The following is a 22,961-nucleotide window of genomic DNA, read 5'->3' as shown; positions in this document are numbered from 1 at the left end:
CAGGAAAGCAGCGTGGCAGCAGCACCCACGCTAGCTAGCAAGTAGACAAACTATCATACGTCTGTTTTAACGCGCCTTTGTATGAGCGTCAATCGACATAAGTATTAACAGGCTAATTAAAACAGCGAGAGCTGCTGAGCGGTAGCTTCTTCTGCCAAGCGGTAGCCCACGCCTAATAGCCGAACTGGCCTCTCCCCTCGCGCCCAACCAATAGTTAACAGGGATTCGAATTGATCCAGGTTAGGTGCGGGGTCGGCGTGTTCAACCGTGGTTTGGGTAAAGTCGTTAAATTTTACCTTCACCATTAACCCGCGCACGGCGGGCGCTGGGTCTAGTCTGGCATAGCGCTGCTCTAAGTCGTTGAGTAGATCCGGTAATTGTTGGCGACAGGCTTCCAGGGTGGGTAAGTCCTGGGAGTAGGTTTGCTCGGTGCTGATCGATTTCCGCTCACGGTGGGTTTTCACTGGCCGCTCGTCGCGCCCAAAGCTAAGCTCAAACAGTCGATGACCGAAGCGGCCAAACTGTTCGACCAGCTCAGTGAGCGGACGAGCCCGCAAATCCGCACAGGTTTGGATACCCAACCCCGCCAATTTTTCAGCCGTGCGTGGCCCTACGCCGTGGATTTTCTTGACCGGCAGTTGCTGTACAAAGCCATCGATATCGTTCGGCGTGATCACAAACAGACCATCGGGCTTACGCCAGTCACTGGCAATTTTGGCAAGAAACTTATTGGGTGCGACACCTGCCGAGACGGTAATGCCTACTTCTTGTTTAACCCGTTGGCGAATCGCTTCGGCCATGCGGGTAGCGCTGCCGTTGCACAGGGAAATATCAGTAACGTCTAAAAAGGCTTCATCTAGCGAGAGCGGTTCAATCAGTTCAGTCACATCGCGATAAATCGCAAATACTTGACGCGCCACCGCTTTGTATTTGGCCATATCACCGCGGATAACGGTCAAATGTGGGCAGCGTTTGAGTGCTTGCGCCATGGGCATGGCCGAGTGGATGCCAAATTCGCGGGCGGGGTAATTACAGGTAGCGACAACCCCGCGCTGCTCAACGCTGCCGCCTATCGCAATCGGCACATCGTTAAGCGCTGGGTTGTCGCGCATTTCAACCGCTGCGTAGAAGCAGTCACAGTCGCAATGAATAATTTTGCGCACAGGTTGCCCTTGCCTCCGCCCTTACCTGTAAATAATCACAGTTTACCACAAGCGCGATGTGAGCTATTACCGCCGTGATGGCTTACTTTTCAGCTTGGGCAAATCAAGTACCGCAAAACGTTCTTAATACCTGCTCGTTTTCCGTTGCGGGAGCTGCAAGGCGGCGTGCTTCTGCGGATTCATCAAAGGGCTGGGTGACCACAGCAAGTAAGCTGTGAAACGGCGCAAAGTCGCCCTCGTAAGCCGCATTGATAACTTCCTGAATTCGGTGGTTACGGGGAATAACAACTGGATTAGCACGCCGCATGGCGGCTAAGCGCTCGCTGTCTTGGCTGGCAACCTGTACTGCTTGCCACTTATCTAACCATGCCGCCAACTCATTGGGTTGGGTCGTCAGCGCCAGCAGTGCTTCCTTATGCGTTTCACTTGAGGTGCTGGCGAAGTGTGTCAGCGCATCAAAGGTAGCGGTCATATCCATCCGCCCCTGGTGCATCTGACTTTCCAGCGCTTCCATTAGCGTTACCGCTTGATCGCTGTCTGCTGCAAGGCCGAGCTTATCCGCATGCAGGCGGCGCTGCTCGGCATCAAACAGCGGCTCAAAGCGGCGAATGATATCGGTGGCCTGCTCGACGACGGTATCGCCCTCTTCGCGCATCAGCGGCAGCAGCGTTTCGGCAAAGCGGGCTAGGTTCCATTGAGCAATGGCGGGCTGGTTATCAAAGGCATAGCGCTTGCCTTGATCAATCGAGCTGTAGACTTTTTGCGGGTCAAACTGCTCCATAAAGGCACAGGGGCCGTAATCAATGGTTTCTCCGGCAATGCTGCAGTTGTCGGTATTCATCACGCCATGAATAAACCCAAGGCTCATCCACCGCGCCACTAGCGCCGCTTGGCGAGCAACCACCGCCTCTAACAAGGCTAAATAAGGATCATCTGCACTAGCGGCTTCGGGATAGTGGCGCTCAATCACATGGTCGGCCAGCGCTTTCAGGGCAGCTTCATCTCTGCGTACCGCAGCAAATTGAAAGGTACCCACACGAATATGACTGCTTGCCACTCGGGTAAAGACTGCGCCGGGCTCAGGTAATTGGCGCACGACTCGCTCGCCGGTAGAAACGGCGGCTAACGCACGGGTGGTAGGTACGCCCATTGCGGCCATAAACTCACTGACCAGATACTCCCGTAGCACCGGACCCAGCGGCGAACGCCCATCACCACCACGGGAAAATGGCGTGCGGCCGCTGCCCTTGAGCTGAACATCGCGCCGTATCCCGTTCTGGTCGACGACCTCCCCCAGTAACAATGCGCGGCCATCGCCCAACTGCGGTACAAAGTTACCAAACTGATGCCCAGCGTAGCCCAGCGCCCGTGGCTCTGCGCCGGGTGGCAACTGGTTGCCACTAAACCACTGGGCAAGGGTGGCATCATCAGACTTACTCTTCAGCCCTGTCTTAACTCCCAGCGTTTCTGCCAGGCGCTCATTAAATACAATCAGCGCGGGCTGGCTCACTGGCGTGGGCTGACAGGCCATCCACAGTGGCTCGGGAAGCGTTGCAAACTGGTGTTCAAATGACAGCACGGGCGACTCCGCTGTTGGTAACAATCGTTGCCTAATACCCTAGCACTTTAGTCAAGTAAACGCTGCTGCAAACAGCCAACAGCGTGCTCTAGCACCGGTGTTAACGGCGCACGCCACTGATGGGTTAATAGTGCATCGGCGCGGGTGACGCCCAACGACAGCGAGGCCACCGGCAAACCCATGGCGTGGGCATCACGGCAGAAGCGGTAGCCGGAATACACCATCAACGAGGTGCCCACAGCCAACACGGCATCGGCGTTTTGCAGCCCTGCTTGGGCAGCCAAGCGCCGCGCTGGCGGCACCACATCGCCGTAATAAACAACCTGGGGCTTTAAGATGCCTTGGCAGCGCGGGCAATCCAGCACCTTAAACGTCGAAAAATCGGTTTCTAAATCCGCATCGCCGTCGGGCGCATGGTGGGCACCTAGCGCTGCAAAGCGCGGGTTCATCCTGGCCATTTCGCTGTGCATGGCGTGACGCATGAGTTGATAACCGCATGTCATGCACGCCACCATGTCTGCTCGCCCGTGCAAATCAATCACCTTGCTGGAACCTGCCCGCTGATGCAGACGGTCTACGTTCTGTGTCACCAGCAGCTCCACGCGGCCCATGTTTTCAAGCGCCGCTAACGCCCGATGCGCACCGCTCACTTGAGCTTCACGCATAGCTTTGAAGCCGATCAACGCCCGCGCCCAATAGCGCTGGCGCACGGCAAGTGAGGCCATAAAATCGCCATGCTGTACCGGCGGCGGTCGCTTCCACTGCCCGTCGGCATCGCGGTAATCAGGAATGCCGCTGTCGGTGCTTACTCCCGCGCCAGTAATCACCCACAGTTTAGGGTGGCGCTCAATAAACTCCGCCAGCGCTTCCCCCGCCTGTGCGATGCTATTTGTCATTTCCACGGCCTGCGTCAATGGATCACCCTATGCAACACTGCGACAAGTAACCGATACTGTATGACAATAAAGGGTCATGCAATATGCCCTCGTTATTCAACGTAAGGAGTGTCTCATGCAGTGGGATCACGAGATTATCATTGTCGGCGGTGGCATGGTGGGTGCCGCGCTAGCGGCCCGATTAGGCCATACCGGCATGTCGGTTGGGCTGGTAGAACGCGGCAGCGCCCCCACCCCGCTTAGCGGCGATTATGACCTGCGTATCTCCTCACTTAATGCCCGTTCGCTGGCGTTTGTAAAAGCGAGCGGCACCGTGCTGCCCGAAGAGCGCTGCTGCCCGTTTCGCCATATTGATGTCGCCAATCAGGATGGCTCCGGCCATTCGCTGTTTTCTGCCCAGGACAGCGGCATGGACGACTTCGGCATTTTTATCGAAAACCGCACCCTGCAATATGCGTTGTGGCAGCGCTTAGAGAATCTTCCCAGCGTGACCTGCTATACCCAGTGCGCACCGCTCAGTACCATGGCGGCCAGCACCGGCCGCATGCTGGAGTTAGATAATGGCAAAACCTTAAGCGCCCGTTTGATTGTTGGCGCAGATGGCGCGCATTCGACGCTACGAGAACTTGCTGGCATTACCGTTAGTAGCTACGACTACCATCAGCGGGCGATGATTATTAACGTGGAAACCGAGCTCCCCCAACAGGATATTAGCTGGCAGTGCTTCACCCCCACTGGCCCGATTGCCATGCTTCCCTTACCAGGCCATCGTGCATCGCTGGTGTGGTATGACAGCGACGAAGCCACCAAAGCCCGTGAACAGCTCTCCAACGACGCCCTAAAAACGGCCATTGAAACAGCCTTTCCCAAGCGGCTAGGCAAGCTAACCCGTGTGGTAGCAAAGGCGAGCTTTCCAATTAGACGCCAGCACGCCAAACGCTATATCGGCAAGCGCTTAGCCCTGATTGGCGATGCCGCCCACGTGGTGCACCCGCTGGCAGGACAAGGGCTGAATATTGGCCTGCACGATGCCGATACCCTGGCAGAGCTGATCATCAAAGGCCGCGACCCAGGTGACTCTATCAGCCTGCACCGCTTCGAATGCCAGCGCCGCTTGGCCAACCAAGCCATGATTGCCGCCACCGATAGCTTCCATCACTTGTTTACCGGTGCAAAACCGCTACGCCAGTTGGGTGATCTCAGCCTGCATCTTGCCGAACGCGTACCGCTCGCCAAGCGCATGATGATGCAACAAGCTAACGGGCTAAACCCATTTAAAATGCGCTAAAGCCGACTACGCTATGAGGGTGGCAACGCAGCCGTTGCCCACAATAATCATAACAATCCCTCATTTAAGGAAGGCATATGGTTCTCAAGCAACGACACTCTTTATTGACCGTGGTGACAGTTACCAGCCTCGGATTACTTGCAGCATCACCACTACTAGCCTGGGATGGTGTCGTCGAAAAACAAACCTTCGAGATGCAAGACTTCACTACCCAAGGCGGCGAAACAATTCCCGAACTTGCGGTGGGTTGGGAAGCCTACGGTGAATTAAACGACGCCCGTGACAATGCCATCTTAATCACCCATTTCTTCTCTGGTACCAGCAACGCAGCAGGCCGTTATGATCCAGATGGCGAGCCAACCGGCTACTGGGATGCCATCATTGGGCCCGGCAAACCACTGGATACCGACGAGTACTACATTATTGCGTCCGATACGCTGGTGAACCTCAACGCCCACGACCCCAATGTCACCACCACTGGCCCCGCCTCTATCAATCCAGACACCGGCGAACCTTGGGGAATGGATTTTCCTGTGGTAACGATTCGTGACTTTGTCGAGGTACAGCGGGCGTTGTTAGAGAGCCAGGGCATTGAATCGCTACACGCGGTCATGGGTGCCTCGATGGGGGCGCTTCAAGCGTTTGAATGGGCCAGTGCTTACCCTGAAAAAGTGGATAGGTTGATTCCTGTTATTGGCGGCGGCGTTGCCGACCCCTGGTTACTGGCAACGCTTAGCGCCTGGGCAGCGCCCATTCGCTTAGACGCCAACTGGAATGAAGGCGACTACTATGATGGCGAGCCACCCACCGATGGCCTAAAAGAAGCGCTCAAGCTCGTCACCCTCAATGCCAATCACTGGCAGTGGGCCAACAAAACATTCAACCGCGACTGGGCCGATGACGAGCGCGACCCCGCTCAAGATATCAACGCCCGCTACGCCATTGAGCAAACGCTGGATGACATCGCCGCCGCCCGCGCCGAGCTTTCCGATGCCAACCATCTGTTGTATTTGGTTCGTGCCAATCAACTCTTTATGGCGGGCCACGGTGACTCGTTAGAAGAAGGATTGGCCGCCATCGATGCCCCGACACTAATGCTGTATAGCGAAAACGACCTCGTCTTTGCCCCCGAAGGCGTGCGTCGCACTGCCGAGCTGATTGAAGCGGACGGTACCGAGGTGACGCTTGAAACCCTGGAAGGCAACCGCGGCCATTTAGATGGCGTTGTCGCTATCGACCAAACCAGCGAAACGCTGCGAGCGTTTTTAAAATAACGAAGTAAGCACTGGCTTCCCTGGAAGCCAGTGCTACTAAGCGGCTTCAACGTCAAACAAGTGGCATCTTCAAAACGCAGCCGATTGTCAAAACCAAAGGCGTACACTATCCTGTACATGAACAACATCATGAGCAGGAATTACCTATGGATGCCATTAGCTACACCGCGGCTAGAACCAATCTAGCGAAAACAATGCAACAGGTCTGCGAAGATCACGCGCCCATGATTATTACCCGTAACAAGGCACAGTCTGTGGTCATGATCTCTTTAGAGGATTATGAAGCGTTGCAAGAGACCGCCTATCTGCTGCGCGTCCCCAAGAATGCTCAACGCTTGCTTGAGTCGATTGCCGAGCTAGAGCAAGGTGGCGGCCAAGAGCAGGAGCTTTTGGAATGAAACTCATCTTCGCTGAGCATGCCTGGGAAGATTACTTATACTGGCAGAAAACGGACAAAAAAGTGCTCAGCCGTATCAATAAGCTAATCAAAGAAACCCAACGAGAACCCTTTGGCGGCGTTGGTAAACCAGAGCCTCTTAAACACGGCTTGGCCGGTTACTGGTCTCGACGCATCAACGAAGAGCACCGAATGATTTACAAGGTGACTGACGATGCGTTGCTGATCGCCCAGCTTCGGTATCACTACTGATACACGCGCGGAAAAACTACTCGCCCACCACCTCAGAAAAGTAACCCGTTTTTTCCAAGGTGTATTCGCCAAAATCCCGCGCCAAGAAAAGCGAGCCTGAATAGGCACCCTCAGCTTCTTTGCGGATATCCTCAATGGACGGCGACGCATTGGGGCTAAACTGATAACGAGGGCTGAAGTGCGTCAGCACCAAATTAGGTAGCTTTATCGATTCGGCAAAAGCAGCAACAAGCTTGGCGTAGCTATGCCCCACATCGCCAGCCTTCTCAGCCATCTCTTCGGTATAGGTGGCCTCATGTACCAGCACCTGCGCCTCTGCACACGCCTCGCTCAATAAGTCAGGCTGATCATTATCCCCAGCGATCACTACTTTCCTAGGCGTGTTCTTGAAGATTAGGTAGTCCTGGCTTCTTAACGGCTCACCTGCAAACTCAATATCAATCCCTTGCTTCAACTGCCCCCACAACGGCCCTCTTGGAATCCCCTTTTGCGCTAGCTTATCCACGTCCAGGGCAGCATCAACCTTTCGCTCCGTAAACGCATAGGCATAAGACGCCACCCGATGTGAAAGGCTGAATGTCTCAACCGCGATGTTCTCAAACTCAACGCTTGGCAGGTCGTCTGAGGCGATAAACTCCAAGGCAAAAGGTAAGCATAGCTGCGTAACCTCGCAGGTTGCCTCCAACCAACTTTTGATACTTGCGGGCGCCACAATGGTCAGCGGCGTTTTCCGGCCCCCCATAGCCGCACTCGCCAGAATGCCCGGCAGCCCGTAGCAGTGGTCACCGTGCACATGGGTGATCAAGATGGCTTTCAATGAATGGAACGATAGCTTGGTATGCAAGACCTGATGCTGAGTGCCCTCACCACAATCAACCAGATACCAGCCCTTCCCTTTGCTTTCACGCAAAGCGATCCCGGTGACATTTCTTGTTTTGGTGGGTACACCGGCGGAGGTGCCGAGGAAGAGTAGGTTCATATCGCGTCCGTGCTTTCTCTTTAGAAACCTGACCTAGTCTGGCGGCATACAGATTTCCAATAAGTTTGGTTGCTCAGCTTTTTACGACAGGATGCCAACGACAACAGTAGCAATCGTTAAGCGGCCTCAAAGTCCAATGGCTGCAGGTCGTCCAAATTAATTGTGCTGCGAGCCATCCATAGGTCATACATGTCCTGCATTGATAGCCAGCTCTCCGGGGTACGTCCGAGAACCTTCGACAAGCGCAAAGACATTTCGGGGCTAATGCCACTATCCCCTTTGAGCAACCGTGACAAGGTGGATGGTGAAACGCCCAAGTTGGAAGCAAGCTGGCGGGAGCTGATACCAAAAGGTTCTAGGTACACTTCCCGAATAAATTCGCCAGGATGCGGCGGATTATGCATCGTCATTAGTGATAATCCTCATAATCAAGAATGTACGCATTGCCATCTCGAAATTCGAACGTCATGCGCCAATTTCCGTTGATCCAAATTGACCACCGCGTTTTGTCTCTCCCCTTCAACGGCTGGAGCCTAAAACCAGGGATATCCATATCTTCTACTGTCACGGCCGTGTCCAGAGCGGCAAGCTGCATACGCAATTTCTTGGCATGATCCGTCTGTATACCAGCGGTGCTACCACTAGCGTAGAAGCGCTTGAGCCCCTTGTGGCGGAATGATTTAATCATAAACACATCATAGCTTGTTGCGCACCACGCAACAAGCAGATTTATATTATTTGAGTTACCCGAGCCTGAGCCAACAACTTACCCTTTCGGGATTTGGAGTAGCGCTAATCTAATAGTGATAACGACACAAAATAATCGTAATCGCATTATCATCAACTGCGTAGACGAATCGATTCGTATCATCTATACGTCGCGACCAAAAACCAGCTAAGTTTTCCTTTAACGGCGCTGGTTTGCCAGTGAAGGGAATCGCTCCAGGATTCGTCAGTCCATGACAGTAATCGGCGACTCATCCATCAAGTCTCTGCGGGTTACCTTACCTGCTTTGAATTGTTCAATTGAGCGATTCAAATGCTCAGAATTCGCCGATGAGCGCAGAGCGCCGATAGTTTTTACGCAACAAAGCAGATACAAAGGCATCCGAGTGCCACGCCTGGTTTAATGACTACCGTTCACCTTCAAGACCATGCCATACCCGGAGAACAATGATGGCAGTGGCATGGACTGAATATCGAACGACGTATTTTCCGAAAACCATATCTCGAACAGAGTCAGGCACCGGTGCCATTTCAACCGGTGCGCCCATATTGGGGAAGCCTGGAAGTAATTCGATTTTGCCAACAAGCTCGGCGGCAATCCTGGCCGCCGCAGACGGGTTGTGATCCGCAATGAACTCTCGGAGGCGTTTCAAATCGTCAATGGCTTCGGCCGTGTAAACCAGTTTCACTTACCTGACCCTGGCGCATCCTGCTCGTTTTCGGTTCCCCAGCTATTAAGCCAGCTGTGAACCTCGCTGGCATCAACAACCTTGCCTTGGGCAGCAGACTCCATTGCCTCTAACGTTTGTTTCCACCGCTCTTGCTCAAGGTGCTGCTTTGCTATGTATTCCGACAATGCCTGGTTGATCACCCAGCCTTTGCTCCGGTGTAACCTGCTAGCGATTGCTTCCAGGTGTTGTTCAACGTCTGCTTGAAGGCGGACTGTGGTGACGCTCATGACGATACCCTCAAATTTGGCGACTACAACGTATTACATCATAGTCTGCGAGGATGGAGCAAAAAACTTAACGCTGCGCTAATTCGCACCGTTTTGCGGCGACGAATTGAGCGATTTGTTAGACGACTTGCCCGGTATGACTTCAACTTTTAATTCCTGAATCATAGGCCGGACCTTCGTCATTCGAGATTCTAGCTCTAGGGCATGAGACCGATACTCCTCAAGCTTTACCGGGTCATCGGGGCTATCATCGCTCAGCCACTTTAGCCTGCCAGGGATAACTGCCGCATACCGCGCCAACTCCTGCTCTATTTTGTCTAAACCATCAGGGAATCGGTACTCTTCACCTTCGTAATTGATGGCTATTGCTACAACTTGGTGAAGCTCACGCACCTCAAAAAGAACGCCGGAAAGAATAGTCCTGACATGCGTCCTTTTCTCTGCAGCAGCAGTTCTCCTGGCCAGTCGGGCTGAGTCAAAGCTGACCCAGAAGCTTCCCAACGATATTAGGAGTGCAAAAGCGGAAATGATGAGTGACATATACCTACTCGTCTAACAGTTTATTAATGCGCATGCGTATTTTCCTAACAACCAGCAGCCAAACCATCTACCTGCCATACATTGAAATTTATAAAAAAGCTCGCCTACGCGATACGCTTTGCTTAAAAATGGTTGTTGTCGCCCTCACCTGAATCTACCCCATTAATTCCCTTTAGGGAAAAGCCAATGTTGGCAAACTATCCAAACGTCGCGTATTTGCGAACTCGTTAACGGCCAAGTAAGGGAAAGCGTAAAATAGCGGGGTTGAGTGGCAGCCCTAAGGCAGTTTTTAACTGAGTGATATACACACCAGCTCCCCTCCGAACCATTGCTGTTTTAGCCCGCGCTGCTTTTCCAGCAGGGCTAAGTACGGGCGTAGGGGGTGGTGGCTGGGCAGCGTAACGTTCCGTTGGCGTAGGCGGCGTTGGAAAGGCAGCTGTTCAGCGGGTTGGTGTAGGGGCGTGACGTGCTGGGTGAGCCATTCGATGTCAGGTAGCAGTAAATGCGTGGCGCCGCTGTCTAGGGCTAAGGTCACGCCTTTGGCGTCGAAGTCACCGGCGTAGAGGTGTGGTCGATTGGTTTTGCGCCATGCTTTTGTCAGTTCGGCAAAGCCGCCACCGTAGTGGCTGTCGCCACGGTAAACGACCAGCGGGTTGGCGTAGCCGCTAAGCGCTGTTATCTCGGGTGAAAACGCGTAGAAGCTATCCAGGTTTTCCACCTGAACGAGCGCGCCAAACACCGCCAGCTTCAAGCCGCTTACATCAACATCGCGTATGCTGCGCGGCTCTGGCGCAAGCCATGCAGAGGGTTGTGGCGGCAAGTTGATCAGCACGCGTTTTGCACGTGGGCCTTCGCGGCGGCTTTTATCCTCCTCAACGCCTTCTGCTGCTTGAGCGGCACTACTTAAACCACTTAACGAGCGTCCTAGCGGTGCCAAACGGTCACTCTCCAACATGCTGTTGATTTGCGCCATGAGAGTGGCGTCAAAGCGCAGCGCTTGGTTGGAAATCCGCATGGTTAGATCAATATCTTGCTGATGGCACCATGCCACTACATCTTCGACCCACTTGCCACGGGATTTTTCTACCACGGGCTGGCGGTTAAGCTCTCGAACAACACTGTTAAGCCCGGCACGGGCGCGGCCTGATAACGTCATACTGCCACCGCCAGTGCAACGTCATGAATCAGGCGCAGATCGTTAAATGGGCTGGCCGGTGATTCGTCTTGGTGTAGGCGAAACGCCTGCTGCTCGCTACGCGGCAAGCCCTGGTATTCGGAGATAACCTGAAACAGCCAAATTTCATCGGGCCAATCGAGCTGGCTGTCATACAGATAAGCAAGCGCGCTAACCGGCTCGGCGGGGGGCTGATCTAACACCGCAAGATAAAAGCGTTCCACATCTTGTTTAAGCGCCTGCTGGCGTGCAGCGGCAAGGTTATCTTCCGGCGTGAGCGCAGGCACTGCCGACTCAACGGTTTGCGTGGCATGGCGTGGGGTTGGCAATTCATGCAACAGTTCTGCCAGCACGCGGCTTTCCAGCGCGCGATCTAACGCTGGCGCAGCGGCGGCATTTAACGGCGCAGCATGGTTGAACAACGCTGGTACATCGCTGCGTTTGGCGTAATTACTCGGCACAAAGCCTGGGTGTTCGCGCATAAACGCGACCATGCCGCTGATCAGGCGGCTGCGTGCCTGCTGTTTGCGAAAGCGTGCCATTAGCTCAATTAACCGCCGCTGCACTTCCCGCAGACTGGTGTAATGGTGGCTTAAGCGCTGCTGCAGCTGGCTGATGAGTAGCTTGCGCAGGCTGCCATCGCTGCCTACTAACACAATTAGCTCGTCGAAGTCGATCAGTGCCAGGCCATCCAACAACCTAACAATCTGCTTCTGGGCGCGGTCGTTCTCGCGGATCTTATCGCTCAACTGGCTCACAAAGCCGAAATCGCTATTGAGCCGTTGCCAAAGGCTATCAATAGCATCGGCAAAGCGGCCGTTTAGATCGTCAACTTCCTGACGCAGGCGCAGCAGTTGCTGCTCCTGTCGCCAATGCTCACCTCGGCTGCGGGCTTCACGGTAGCTGTGCACCAACGAACGCACCAGCTCAAGGGTTTCCGCAACATCGGCATTTACATGGCGGCGGGTTTCATCGGCCAGCATTTCAGCGATCAGTTCGCGCACTTTAGGAGAGAGCTTTACGCCGCTCTGTTCATCTGGCCGCCATAACACCCGAGCGGCCAACAGCTTGCGCAGCGCACTGTCGTTGAGTCCGTCTAGCGGCACGTCATCACGAGTGTAGCCCTGCATCAGCCGTTCGGCATGCTTGCCCAACAGCGCCAGCCGTTCAGCGCCGGTTTTGAGCAGGCGACTTTCCAGTTCGCTCACAGCAGCGCCTCCTGGGCACCCTCTTCCCGCTCCGCATCGATGGGCAAGTTTTCCTCATCGCGGATAAAGCGCACCACCTCGATTAGGTAATCAATTTTACCGGTGACCACAAACACCTGACGCTCAGTGTGGGGCTGAAGCAAGTAACCATGCTCTTTCAAGCGTTTAAATAACTGCTTTACTTGGGCATCCAACTGGTCGCTCTGGGAACCAAAGAAGCTGTCTGTGGCTAGCCGTTCCAAACGCTCACGCAGACTTTGGTTGTCTTCGCACTTAGCGCTGAACTCAGCGGGCTTGAGCACATCGCCTGGGGCCGCCAAGGTGTCGCGGCCTAGCGCCTCTTGAACCAGCTGCAGCCATTCCAGCAGTGGTAACAGACTGTTGACCGTGTCACTCAGCTGGCGCGATAGCTGCTCCCGAGCAGCTTCATTAAGCTGTCGCCAAGCTAAAAAGTAGACACTACCTTCATCATTGCTCGCCAGCCTGCGGTTGAGCGGGCGCAGGTAGTCATCAATCGCGTCGCGGGTCTCTTCATTTGCCAGGTGGCGGAAGGCGTTGTCATCACTGACGGCGCAGACAAACTCGCCAGCCAGCAAGCGTTCCAGTAGCGGGCCGTGTTCGATCATGCGGTCACCTCTTGCTGACGCTCCTTAATCCGCTGTGCAAGCGGGCTAAGGCGCGGCTCAATACGTTTTAGCAGGCGCTGGTTGGGCTGGTTAGGGTCCCGCTCAATCAGGTAGCGATTAGCAAACAGCAGCAGCACATCCGATTCCGGGTTGGGGAAGGCACCGACAATGTGGATACGGTTGCTGTCACAAGCGTCGAACAACTTTTCGACATTGTGATAGGCCAGCGTGCCAATTTCATCAATCGGCCAATGGATAGCAATTTGCGCATCCCCCCGTAGCAGCCGCGTAAACGCCAGCAGAAACTTACACAAAATAAGGTAGGCCATGCCATGGCTGGAAGACTCTAACAACTGGCGGTCATTTTTGATCACCAGGTCAGTGCCGCCTTCGTTTAGGTGCAGCTCAAGGCGCAGCAGGCTTTCAAAGCTGTACTGCTGGTCACTGCGCAGCAAATCGACCACATCGGCCAGCGCATTAAGGTAATCGTCACTGGGCAGCATCTGGCCAGATTCCCGCCACGCTTTGTAGCGCTGGGCAAACAGCTTTAAAGGCTCCCAGAAGCCCAGTTCATCAATCGTCGATTGAATGCGCACTTCCGCTTTGCTGATGCCTTCTAAGCGCAGGTCATCCGCGACTTCGTCGGAAAGCCGACGACTTTGCGCACTGATACGGCGGTTTAGATCACGGAAGACAATAAAGAATTTATCCAGGTCATCGCTTAAATTGCGCCCTTCCTGAATCAGTTGCTGCTGTTGATCTTCCAATAGTTTTAGCATGTCGCGCAGCAGCGGCAACACCAGTCGAGGGCTGTCGTTTGGCAACTTCTCGCGTTCACTTTGCAGTGCATCGGCAAAGCCGCTGCTGGCATCTTTAATCAGTTGGCTTTCTACCTCCAGGCAGCCCCGGCGCAACTGCTCAAGCTGCTGATGGCGGCTGGTTAACGCTTGGCGAGCACGCTCAATGCGCTCCTCCATGTCACCTACGGCATCCGCTAAGGGCGCCCCCTCTGCAACGATGTCCAAACTTTCTAACTGGGTCAGCAGCGGCTTAAGGGCTTCTACGCTGCCGTGGGCATTTGCGCGCTGAATTTTTAGTTCATTAACCGCTGCTTGATGCGCTTCACGTGCGGCATGGAAGTCATTTTTGAGGTGCGCTTTTTCACGTTTCAACTGCTGGTCAAGCTGAACAAACTCCGCTTCCTGGGCCACCAGCTGGGGCTTGTGCTGGCTCCACTCCACGCGCATAAAGCGTTGGTACTCGGTGAGTTCTTCCTGGCGAGCGGCGATCTTACGAATGCGGTCACTCTGTTGCTCTATGCGTTTTTTCGTTTCCTGAAGTTGCGCGGGGTCCACGCCCTGCTCGGCAAGCTCCTGGCTGAAGGCGGCTTCCAGCTCATTGCGCTGGCGCTGATGTTCCGCGTTGGCATCGTTGAGCTGCTGCTTGTACTGGCGTAGCTGCGCATCCAGGCTATCCAGCTGGTTTTGCGCATCGGCTTTTAACTCCAGCAGTTGGCCCTGATGGGTCTCGGCTAGTTCGGCAAGCGACTGGCGTTTCTCTTCACGCAGTTCGGCCTGGGCCTGCTCCTGGCGAGCCAACGCCGCTTGGTGCTCCGCTCGACGTGCCTGCTGGCGCTTGGTATGGCGCTCTTGCTGCTGGCGGCGAGCCTCAAGGGCATACTCCACTTCCTGTTCGGCACGCTGATACCCCATACGCGCCTGATCTTGGGCCTCGTCGGCCTGTTGCACCCGTTCGTTGTGCTGCTTTAGGGCTTTTTCGGCAGCGGCACACTCGGCTTGGGCGCGCTGTTTAGCGCCATCCGCCTCTTCAATCGCCGCCAGCAAACTGGCTTCGTCTTGGGCGTAACCCGGCAGTGCAATGGCGCTTAGGTCCAGCGCTAACCCGAACAGGTCGTCGCTAGCGCCTTCAGCAAGCTGCGGGGCGAGGTCTCGGCGCTCAAGCAGCTCTGGCGCAATAACCTTGCCGAGTTGCTGCTCCCAGCCGGGGCGATGGTAGCGCAAGAAGTGACGCAGGCTGCCCTGTTCGGGGTCACGCTGTTGATAGAGCGCATAGCAGTGTTGTTCGGCCCGCTCACGCTGCTGGCGACACTGCACCAGCTGCTGCTCGGCGGCATCGCGTTCACGTTTGTGGCTTTCAAGCTCGCGGCGCAGTGCTTCCAAGGTTGCAGCGGCGGCGCTGCGTTCCTGCTGTGTTTGGTCTAAACGCGCTTGGGCAAGCTCGGCTTCCTGGGCTTCTTCAGCAGTTTGGGTGGGCATCGCCAGCTGCGCTTTTAGTTCGGCAAGCTGCTCAACACCCAGCTCTAACTGCGCTTGATACTCCCCCTCTAGCCGCTGGCGCTCTTGCTGATAGCGCTCGTTATGCTGCTGTTCGGCTTGCCACTGCTGCTCTCGGCGTTGCGCTTTTTCCTCGACCAGGGCATCTATCAATTCCTGGTTTTCTTGGGTTTGCCGGGCAAGTGCTTCAGAAAGCTCGCGCAACCGACCATCTAAGCGCGCCTGACTCTCTTTTACCGCATCTTGCATAACTTGCAGGTGCAGCTGAAGCTGATCACGCTGTTCACGCCACTGGGGTAAGGCGTTGATGTCTCGCTCAAGACCGGTCATGTCGGCATCAGCGTAGTGCTCAAACTGGGTTTGCAGATCATTCAGGCGGCGTTGAGTGTGCTGCAAGTCGCTCGCGACTTCACTGTGGCGGTCGTTCAGCTCATCACGCTGCTGAGTGTAGGCATTTTCACGCTGTTGGAATTCGCGCTGGTGGCGGTTTAACTCACCATCTAGGTCCGCAATGCGCTGTTCTGCCTGTTGATGATCGGCGCTTAGCTGGGGTTTCAACTGCCAAAGCGTGGTCTCTAACTGGGCCAATTCGCGATCGATGCCACCAAGCTTAGTCAGCGAGGCTTGCAGCGGCTCCAGGCGCATGGACTGACGCATCTGGGCAATCCACTCCCGCGCTTTGGCACTGCGAATACGGGTGACCGGCAGCTCGACTCCATCCTCTTCGAAAATTGCCGCCAGCATGGTTTTGAGGGTATCCATCTTGCCCTCTTTCGCATGCACAGCAGAGACCAGTTTTTCGATATGACGGATACGCCGTTCAGGGTTAACCAGGCTAAACTGCGCCGCGATTTGGCGCAGCTTTAGGCCATCGCGACTATTACCGTGCAGCTGGGTAAAGTCGTTTTGGATCACCGAGCGGAACTCGGAGGTAGCTCCCAACTTAGAAGAGACAGGAATCCCGCTGCGGCGCAATCCGCTAGACCACTGTGGGTACTCCAGTGCCAAGGGGCCTTTTTCAGTTTCGATCAGATAGTCTTCTGGCCGATAAGGGGCACCGACAAAACGGTACTCCACGCCGCCTTCTTGCTTGCGCGTCAGCACTACTTGGCAAACATTGCCTGCTTCGCGGCGATATTCGTAAACGAGATAGCTTTGACGAGTGGGCAAATAGAAGGCATCAAACTTCATGCGGGTTTTCGGCACCACCTTATTGGGCAGCTCGCCGTAAAACACCGGCACTAACCGCTGAAGCGTGGTTTTGCCTGACGCGTTGGTGCCGCAAATATTGGTGTGGCCATCCACATTGAGCTCAACCACCCCTGACAAGTGGCCGTGAATCATAACGATGCGTAGCAAATGCGCCATGCCGTGTCCTTGATCGTCAAACGTCCGAAAACGCTATCTTGCCAGACCTAGAGCAAGGCGACATCTGTTCAGGTGTGAACTATTGATTTATCTAATGACAATGCACATTTAGATCGACTGCTAACTCTATTTTTTACCTCTCACTCTTTCATGCCCCCTCTTAGTCCCTCTCTTCTCTTAGTCACTCTCCCACGCTGCTCACCACAAAATCCCTAGCAACGCCTATATGGTAATCAATGGCCTCACGGCAAGCCTCGGAACTGCCGCTACCCAATGCATCTAGCAGCTTAAAGTGGCTGGTGGCAATGGTATCGGGGGCTTCGTGGGTTTTGGTAATCAGCGTAATGCACAGACGAAGTTCGTGAGTTAAGCCATCAAATGCCCGCAGCAACCGCTCATTGCCCGCGTAATGAATCATCAAGCGGTGAAACTGCAGGTCTTCTTCAATTCGGCGTGTTCCATCATTGCTGGCGGTCGCTTCGCATAAAACCTCTACCTGCTGTTTTAGCGCGCGCTCAGCGTCGCTGCTGTAGCGCTCCGATAAGCGCTGGATAGCATGGCGTTCAAGACATAGTCGCAAATCGAAGACATCCTCTAATTCAACGGCATTCAACGCCCTAACAAAAAAGCCGCGTCTTGGTTTTGAGATTAAAAGCCCACGACTTTCCAGTAAGCGAGCAGCTTCGCGAACCGGCGCGCGGCTGACGCCTAAATCTCGAGAAAGCTGCACTTCTGAAAGCCGCTCACCGGGCAAAAAGTGTTGCTGGATAATCGCTTGCGTCAAATAGTCGGCCACCTGTTCAACAAGGTTTTGCTGTTGAATAAAGCCGCCAGGAGCCACTGGGGAAGAGGCCATAGAGTTTACTCTTATTAGGTATTACGTACTTTTAGTATGACGCAAAAAAACATTCTGTCGACGGCCGATTGACGACTGTCGACAGTTTTACAAACCAATGCTATGTTCAAAAAGGCCTCATATAACGATCTATAACCACAATCCATAACAACAACTGGGCTGTTTTGTATCACGCCTCGCTCGCCTAACAATAACGTAAATCCATTACGTGACAGGCTTTGGCCTAGTAACCGAGGAGCAGAAACAAAATGAGAACACCTTTGGCTTTGGCAATTTCCGCTGCAGCACTCGCTTTTTCGTCGGCCGCCCTGGCAGACGACCCGAAACAAGGTGGTACGGTTAACACTATTATTCAACCAGAACCGCCAGGCTTAGTGCTGGGAATGGTGCAAAACGCGCCTACACGCACCGTGGCAGGCAATATCTATGAAGGGTTGCTGCGCTACACCACGGATCTGGAACCCATGCCGCAGTTGGCTGAATCATGGGACGTCAGCGACGATGGCCGCACCTATACTTTTCACCTAAGGGAAGATGTTACCTGGCACGACGGCGAGCCCTTCAACGCTGACGACGTGGTATTTTCTGCCGATGTTTTCCACCGCGAACTGAACCCCAGTGCGCGGGCCGTTTTACAGCATGTGGAAAGCATCGAGGCAACGGATGACTACACGGTGGTATTTACCTTAACCGACCCCTTCGGCCCGTTCCTGATCTCCTTTGAGGCAGGCACCTTCACCATGGTGCCTGAACACCTGTATGCGGACACCGACTTCCGCAACAACGAACACAACGATCACCCGATTGGCACAGGCCCTTTCAAGTTTGCTAACTGGGAACGCGGCACCGTTATCGAGCTGGTTAAAAACGATGACTACTACGAAGACGGGCTCCCCTATCTGGATGGCGTCAACTGGCACATCATCCCAGACGGTGGCTCCCGTGCAGTTGCCTTTGAGAATGGCACCATCGATGTACTGCCAAGCGGCACCGTTGAGAACTTCGATATCCCGCGTTTATCCGCTATGGATAACGTCTGTATGACAGAAGAAGGCCACGAATATTTCAGTCCCTTCGCCATGCTGTGGATGAACAACCGTGAAGGCCCCACCGCCGACAAACGATTCCGCCAAGCGGTGATGTATGCCATGGATCGTGAGTTTGCCAAAGATGTGCTGTGGAATGGCTTAGGCAATGTGCCGCTCTCCGCCTTTGGCTCCAACGCGCGCTTCCAACATGACGGTTTAGAACCCTACGATCACAACCCAGAGCGCGCTCGTGAGCTGTTGGCAGAAATGGATTACAACGGCGAAGAGATTACTATCCTGCCGCTTCCTTACGGCGAAACGTGGACCCGTTGGGCTGAAGCCGTACAACAGAATCTGCGTGAAGTGGGTATTAACGTAAGCACCCAAGCCACCGACGTGGGCGGCTGGAACCAGCGTCTCGGCGACTGGGATTACGATCTCGCCTTTACCTACCTATACCAGTACGGCGACCCGGCGCTGGGTATTTCACGCACCTACCTTTCCGACAATATTGCCAAAGGCTCGCCCTGGAATAACGTCGAAGGCTACGAAAACGAGCGTGTCGACGAGCTATTCAACGAGGCCGCTACGGCTTTCCCCGACGAAGAGCGCGAAGCGCTTTACAGTGAAGTTCAGGAAATCCTGCACGAAGATGTGCCCGTTGGCTGGCTGATGGAACTGGGCTTCCCGACCCTGTTCCGCTGTGATGTGCAGAACCTCGTCACTTCCGGTGTGGGTGTCAACGACGGCTTTAAAGATGCTTGGCTAGATCGCTAAACCCAAGCCACCCAGGTAGCGAGAGCTACCTGGGTTTTTTAGCTATGTCTTGAAGGTATTAGCCAGGAAACGACTTATGGTTTACGCGCGCCTCATTCTGATGCGGCTGTTTAAAGCCGTGATTGTGCTGTTTTTAATCGTTATTTTTAACTTCCTGCTGATTCAGTTAGCCCCCGGTGACCCGGCCGCGATTCTGGCTGGCGAAGCGGGTGCCGCGGATCAGGAGTTTCTTAACCAGCTGCGCGAGCGGTTTGGACTCGATCAGCCGATGTACGTGCAGCTGTGGCGCTACGTGTCGGGTATCGCCATGCTCGACTTTGGCTACTCCTATCGGCTTGGTGTGCCCGTCTTTGATCTGATTATGGATCGTTTGCCCGCCACGCTGCTGCTAACCGGCACGGCGTTTGTGCTCTCGCTGGTACTCGGCATTGTGGCTGGCTCCATGGCGGCGGCGCGGGTTAAAAAGCCCTCTGGTTCACTGATTATGGCGCTAGCCCTGGTGTTTTATGCCACGCCGCTGTTTTGGGTAGCGCTGATGTCGGTAGTGGTGTTTTCCGTCTACCTCGGCTGGCTGCCCGCTTACGGTCTTTACACCGTTGGCGCGGGGCACACTGGCTTTGCGCTTGTGCTCGATGTCGCTACGCATTTAATACTGCCTGCCACTACGCTGGCGCTATTTTTTATGGCGATTTATACCCGCATGACGCGTACTTCGATGCTCGATGCAGCCCAGCAGGACTTCGTTAAAACCGCCCGTGCGAAAGGGTTAAAGCCTAGCGTCATTCAGCGCCGACACATTCTTCGCAATGCCTTACTGCCGATTATCACTCTGGCAGGCTTACAGGCAGGGCAGATGGTTGGCGGCGCTATTTTGACAGAAACCGTGTTTGCTTGGCCGGGTATCGGACGGCTGATGTTTGAAGCGCTACAACAGCGTGACTACAACCTGCTGCTGGGTATTTTCTTCTTCTCGGCGGCTTTAGTAATTGTCTTCAATATTCTTACCGACTTGGTTTACCGCTTGGCTGATCCGCGCATCAAGGGGGCCTCATGAGCTTTTTCGCACGCTTTGCGCAAAACCGTGGCGCCCTGATAGGGCTGATTATTCTGCTGCTCATTATCGTCATGGCGATTCTGGCGCCGCTGCTATTTCCTGAATCTCCCTGGCGCATGGTTCAGCGGCCCTTTTTACCGCCGCTTTCCCAGGATGGCTTTCTGCTCGGCACCGATACCATGGGACGCAACGTGGCCGCTGGGTTAATGCATGGTGCCTGGGTATCGCTGCTGATTGGTTTGGTATCCACTAGCGTTGCCCTGCTGATTGGCGTGCCACTGGGGGCGATTGCGGGGTACTACGGGGGCCTGATTGACGACGTACTTATGCGCTTTACTGAGTTCTTTCAAACCATCCCCAACTTTGCCCTGGCAATAGTGCTGGTAGCGATTATGCAACCCAGCATCACCTCCATTGTGCTGGCGATTGCACTGGTCAGTTGGCCCCCAGTTGCCCGTTTGGTAAGGGCAGAGTTTATGTCGTTGCGGCACCGTGAATACGTTGAAGCGGCTCGCTTAGTCGGCCAAACCAACAGCACCATTATCTTGCGTCAGATTCTGCCTAACACGCTGTCGCCGATTATTGTGCTGGCCTCATTAATGGTCGCTACCGCTATCTTGCTGGAATCGGCGCTGTCGTTTTTAGGCTTGGGCGATCCTAACGTGATGTCTTGGGGCTACATGATTGGCGCGGCACGTACGGTTATTCGCCAAGCCTGGTGGCTAAGCTTTTTCCCTGGTGTGGCGATTCTACTCACCGTTCTGGCGTTGAACTTAGTCGGTGAAGGGCTAGACGATGCACTTAACCCCAAACTTTCCCGCGAGCGCTAGGAGCCCTTCATGACGGTCACTATTGATTCTAAAAAAGAGAATCCATCAGTTGAAACAGTGCTTAGCATTCGTGACTTAAGCGTGGCACTGCCCAAAGGTGCCGACCGTGCCTTGGCGGTGGAAAACGTTAGCTACGACGTTAATCGCGGCGAAATCATGTGCGTAGTCGGGGAATCCGGCTCGGGTAAATCAATGGCCGCTAACACCGTGATGGGCCTGCTCCCTAAAGGCGTACGCCCCGTTCAAGGTGAGGTTAACTTTCTCGGCCAAGACGTCATCACCCTAACCGAGAAGCAGCATCGCGCCCTGCGCGGCCTTAAAATCGGCATGATTTTTCAGGAACCGATGACCGCGCTTAATCCGTTAATGCGAGTGGGTGCCCAAATCGCCGAGGTGTTTGAAGCGCACGGTCAACTGACCCCAAAACAGCGTCAAGAACGTGCCTTGGAGCTGTTGATTGAAGTGGGTATACCACAGCCAGAAAAAGCCATCAGCGCCTACCCTTTTGAGCTATCCGGTGGTCAGCGGCAACGCGTCATGATCGCCATGGCATTAGCCCTAGAGCCCGTACTATTGATCGCCGACGAACCCACTACGGCGCTGGATGTGACTACCCAGGCGCAGATTCTCGAGCTTATTCGTGACCTACAGCGCCGCCGTGGTATGGCGGTGATGTTTATCACTCATGATTTTGGGGTCGTGGCTGAAATTGCCAACCGCGTCTGTGTCATGCGCCATGGTAAGATTGTCGAAATCGGCGAAGCCAAAGAGGTGCTGGAAAATCCGCAAAACGCTTACACAAAAGCACTGATTGCCGCCATTCCCAGCAATGCAGTGCCGCCCCACCGTGAAACAAGCCAGGTGGCTCCGCTACTCGAGATCAAACAGCTTAATAAAGTCTTTCGTTCACGCGGGGGCTGGTTTAAGCCAGCCCGAGAAGTCCGCGCACTGGATGATATCTCGCTAACTCTGGCCCGTGGCGAGACCATGGGTATTGTTGGTGAATCGGGATCGGGGAAATCCACCCTTGGCCGCTGTGTGGTGCGCCTTGAACACCCAGACAGCGGTGAACTGTTGCTGGATGGCGTTAATCTTTCACAGCTAAAAGGCGACGCGTTGCGTCGTGAACGCCACCGCGTGCAGATGATTTTTCAGGACCCCTACGCCTCACTTAACCCACGCACTCGGGTCGGCATGGCGATTGCGCAAGGGCCGATGGCCAATGGCACACCCAAAGATATGGCGCTCAAACAGGCAGGAGAACTACTTGATCTAGTCGGCCTTGGCGCAAGCGCCGTGGAGCGCTACCCACATGAGTTTTCCGGCGGGCAGCGTCAGCGCATTGGCATTGCCCGTGCGTTAGCGCTAAACCCTGAACTGATTGTCGCTGATGAAGCTGTTTCAGCGTTGGATGTGTCTATTCAAGCCCAGGTACTGGAACTGCTTGAAGAGTTGAAGCAACGGCTTTCGCTTTCACTGCTGTTTATTACCCACGATTTACGCGTCGCCGCGCAAATTTGCGACCGCATCGTGGTGATGCAGCATGGCCGTATTGTTGAACAAGGCAGCGCTGAACAAATATTCCTTCAGCCGAAAGAGGCCTATACCCAGTCACTGCTTGATGCGATTCCTGGTCGTCAAGCGCCAGTGGCGGCTACCGCCTAATCGCTGAATTTCAACCTATTTACCAAGGA

Annotated in this window: 22 protein-coding genes and 1 pseudogene; 8 read left to right on the top strand and 15 right to left on the bottom strand. The window is 54.6% G+C overall.

Annotation, left to right across the window (positions count from 1 at the left end; translation table 11 throughout):
* Nucleotides 1-116 precede the first annotated feature (116 nt).
* The 3 genes from dinB to J4377_RS03540 all read right to left on the bottom strand — a co-directional run bounded on the left by dinB (nt 117) and on the right by J4377_RS03540 (nt 3,638).
* Complete coding sequence (gene dinB, locus J4377_RS03550; protein WP_253486818.1) at nt 117-1,163, bottom strand: DNA polymerase IV; 1,047 nt, start codon at nt 1,161-1,163, stop codon at nt 117-119.
* A 103-nt stretch (nt 1,164-1,266) separates the two neighbouring features.
* Nucleotides 1,267-2,742 (bottom strand): YdiU family protein, encoded by a 1,476-nt coding sequence (locus J4377_RS03545; RefSeq protein WP_253486810.1) that lies wholly within the window; start codon nt 2,740-2,742, stop codon nt 1,267-1,269.
* Between the two features lie 47 nt (nt 2,743-2,789).
* Nucleotides 2,790-3,638: an NAD-dependent protein deacetylase gene (locus tag J4377_RS03540; RefSeq protein WP_253486808.1), complete on the bottom strand. Its 849-nt coding sequence runs from the start codon at nt 3,636-3,638 to the stop codon at nt 2,790-2,792.
* A 115-nt stretch (nt 3,639-3,753) separates the two neighbouring features.
* On the opposite strand from J4377_RS03540, the gene J4377_RS03535 reads away from it, so the two are divergent.
* The 4 genes from J4377_RS03535 (at nt 3,754) to J4377_RS03520 (ending at nt 6,849) form a co-directional block, all read left to right on the top strand.
* Entirely contained in the window at nt 3,754-4,926 is a 1,173-nt protein-coding gene (locus J4377_RS03535) for a UbiH/UbiF/VisC/COQ6 family ubiquinone biosynthesis hydroxylase (RefSeq protein WP_095602671.1), read from the top strand.
* Between the two features lie 77 nt (nt 4,927-5,003).
* Nucleotides 5,004-6,200, top strand: coding sequence for a homoserine O-acetyltransferase (locus J4377_RS03530; RefSeq protein ID WP_253486806.1), 1,197 nt, complete (start codon nt 5,004-5,006; stop codon nt 6,198-6,200).
* Nucleotides 6,201-6,346: 146 nt separating this feature from the next.
* A complete protein-coding gene (locus J4377_RS03525; protein WP_198348603.1) occupies nt 6,347-6,598 on the top strand; it encodes a type II toxin-antitoxin system Phd/YefM family antitoxin in 252 nt (83 codons plus the stop codon).
* Complete coding sequence (locus J4377_RS03520; protein WP_193061540.1) at nt 6,595-6,849, top strand: Txe/YoeB family addiction module toxin; 255 nt, start codon at nt 6,595-6,597, stop codon at nt 6,847-6,849. Before J4377_RS03525 ends, J4377_RS03520 begins: the two co-directional genes overlap by 4 nt.
* Before the next feature lie 16 nt (nt 6,850-6,865).
* On the opposite strand, the gene J4377_RS03515 is transcribed toward J4377_RS03520, so the two are convergent.
* The 12 genes and pseudogenes from J4377_RS03515 to J4377_RS03460 form a co-directional block, all read right to left on the bottom strand.
* Nucleotides 6,866-7,828, bottom strand: a complete 963-nt coding sequence (locus J4377_RS03515) for a ribonuclease Z (RefSeq protein WP_253486804.1) — start codon at nt 7,826-7,828, stop codon at nt 6,866-6,868.
* Between the two features lie 116 nt (nt 7,829-7,944).
* Nucleotides 7,945-8,238, bottom strand: a complete 294-nt coding sequence (locus J4377_RS03510) for a HigA family addiction module antitoxin (RefSeq protein ID WP_009722157.1) — start codon at nt 8,236-8,238, stop codon at nt 7,945-7,947.
* The gene (locus J4377_RS03505; protein ID WP_253486802.1) at nt 8,238-8,516 is read right to left on the bottom strand and encodes a type II toxin-antitoxin system RelE/ParE family toxin; all 279 of its coding nucleotides are present in this window, start codon (nt 8,514-8,516) and stop codon (nt 8,238-8,240) included. The genes J4377_RS03510 and J4377_RS03505 overlap by 1 nt, the downstream gene beginning before the upstream one ends.
* 109 nt (nt 8,517-8,625) lie before the next feature.
* A pseudogene (locus J4377_RS03500) lies at nt 8,626-8,809 on the bottom strand (type II toxin-antitoxin system YoeB family toxin).
* Nucleotides 8,810-8,961: 152 nt separating this feature from the next.
* Nucleotides 8,962-9,243: a type II toxin-antitoxin system RelE/ParE family toxin gene (locus tag J4377_RS03495; protein WP_095602676.1), complete on the bottom strand. Its 282-nt coding sequence runs from the start codon at nt 9,241-9,243 to the stop codon at nt 8,962-8,964.
* Nucleotides 9,240-9,512 (bottom strand): CopG family ribbon-helix-helix protein, encoded by a 273-nt coding sequence (locus J4377_RS03490; protein WP_253486800.1) that lies wholly within the window; start codon nt 9,510-9,512, stop codon nt 9,240-9,242. The genes J4377_RS03495 and J4377_RS03490 overlap by 4 nt, the downstream gene beginning before the upstream one ends.
* Before the next feature lie 78 nt (nt 9,513-9,590).
* Nucleotides 9,591-10,052: a hypothetical protein gene (locus J4377_RS03485; protein WP_253486791.1), complete on the bottom strand. Its 462-nt coding sequence runs from the start codon at nt 10,050-10,052 to the stop codon at nt 9,591-9,593.
* A 289-nt stretch (nt 10,053-10,341) separates the two neighbouring features.
* Nucleotides 10,342-11,208: a hypothetical protein gene (locus J4377_RS03480; RefSeq protein WP_253486789.1), complete on the bottom strand. Its 867-nt coding sequence runs from the start codon at nt 11,206-11,208 to the stop codon at nt 10,342-10,344.
* Nucleotides 11,205-12,434, bottom strand: coding sequence for a hypothetical protein (locus J4377_RS03475; protein WP_253486787.1), 1,230 nt, complete (start codon nt 12,432-12,434; stop codon nt 11,205-11,207). Before J4377_RS03475 ends, J4377_RS03480 begins: the two co-directional genes overlap by 4 nt.
* Complete coding sequence (locus J4377_RS03470; protein WP_038481552.1) at nt 12,431-13,060, bottom strand: hypothetical protein; 630 nt, start codon at nt 13,058-13,060, stop codon at nt 12,431-12,433. Before J4377_RS03470 ends, J4377_RS03475 begins: the two co-directional genes overlap by 4 nt.
* Entirely contained in the window at nt 13,057-16,722 is a 3,666-nt protein-coding gene (locus tag J4377_RS03465) for an ATP-binding protein (protein ID WP_253486779.1), read from the bottom strand. Before J4377_RS03465 ends, J4377_RS03470 begins: the two co-directional genes overlap by 4 nt.
* Before the next feature lie 181 nt (nt 16,723-16,903).
* The gene (locus J4377_RS03460) at nt 16,904-17,578 is read right to left on the bottom strand and encodes a GntR family transcriptional regulator (protein ID WP_038481546.1); all 675 of its coding nucleotides are present in this window, start codon (nt 17,576-17,578) and stop codon (nt 16,904-16,906) included.
* 248 nt (nt 17,579-17,826) lie between these two features.
* On the opposite strand from J4377_RS03460, the gene J4377_RS03455 reads away from it, so the two are divergent.
* The 4 genes from J4377_RS03455 (at nt 17,827) to J4377_RS03440 (ending at nt 22,932) form a co-directional block, all read left to right on the top strand.
* Nucleotides 17,827-19,383 carry an ABC transporter substrate-binding protein gene (locus J4377_RS03455; protein WP_253486777.1) on the top strand — a complete coding sequence of 519 codons (1,557 nt, stop codon included), beginning with the start codon at nt 17,827-17,829 and terminating at the stop codon, nt 19,381-19,383.
* 76 nt (nt 19,384-19,459) lie between these two features.
* Nucleotides 19,460-20,437: an ABC transporter permease gene (locus tag J4377_RS03450; protein ID WP_198348613.1), complete on the top strand. Its 978-nt coding sequence runs from the start codon at nt 19,460-19,462 to the stop codon at nt 20,435-20,437.
* Entirely contained in the window at nt 20,434-21,267 is an 834-nt protein-coding gene (locus tag J4377_RS03445) for an ABC transporter permease (RefSeq protein ID WP_038481537.1), read from the top strand. The genes J4377_RS03450 and J4377_RS03445 overlap by 4 nt, the downstream gene beginning before the upstream one ends.
* Nucleotides 21,268-21,276: 9 nt before the next feature.
* Nucleotides 21,277-22,932, top strand: coding sequence for an ABC transporter ATP-binding protein (locus J4377_RS03440; protein WP_253486775.1), 1,656 nt, complete (start codon nt 21,277-21,279; stop codon nt 22,930-22,932).
* The last annotated feature ends 29 nt before the right edge of the window (nt 22,933-22,961 follow it).

Source organism: Halomonas sp. XH26 (assembly GCF_024138895.1).
Lineage (GTDB): Bacteria > Pseudomonadota > Gammaproteobacteria > Pseudomonadales > Halomonadaceae > Vreelandella > Vreelandella alkaliphila.
This window is presented reverse-complemented; position numbering and strand designations above follow the sequence as displayed.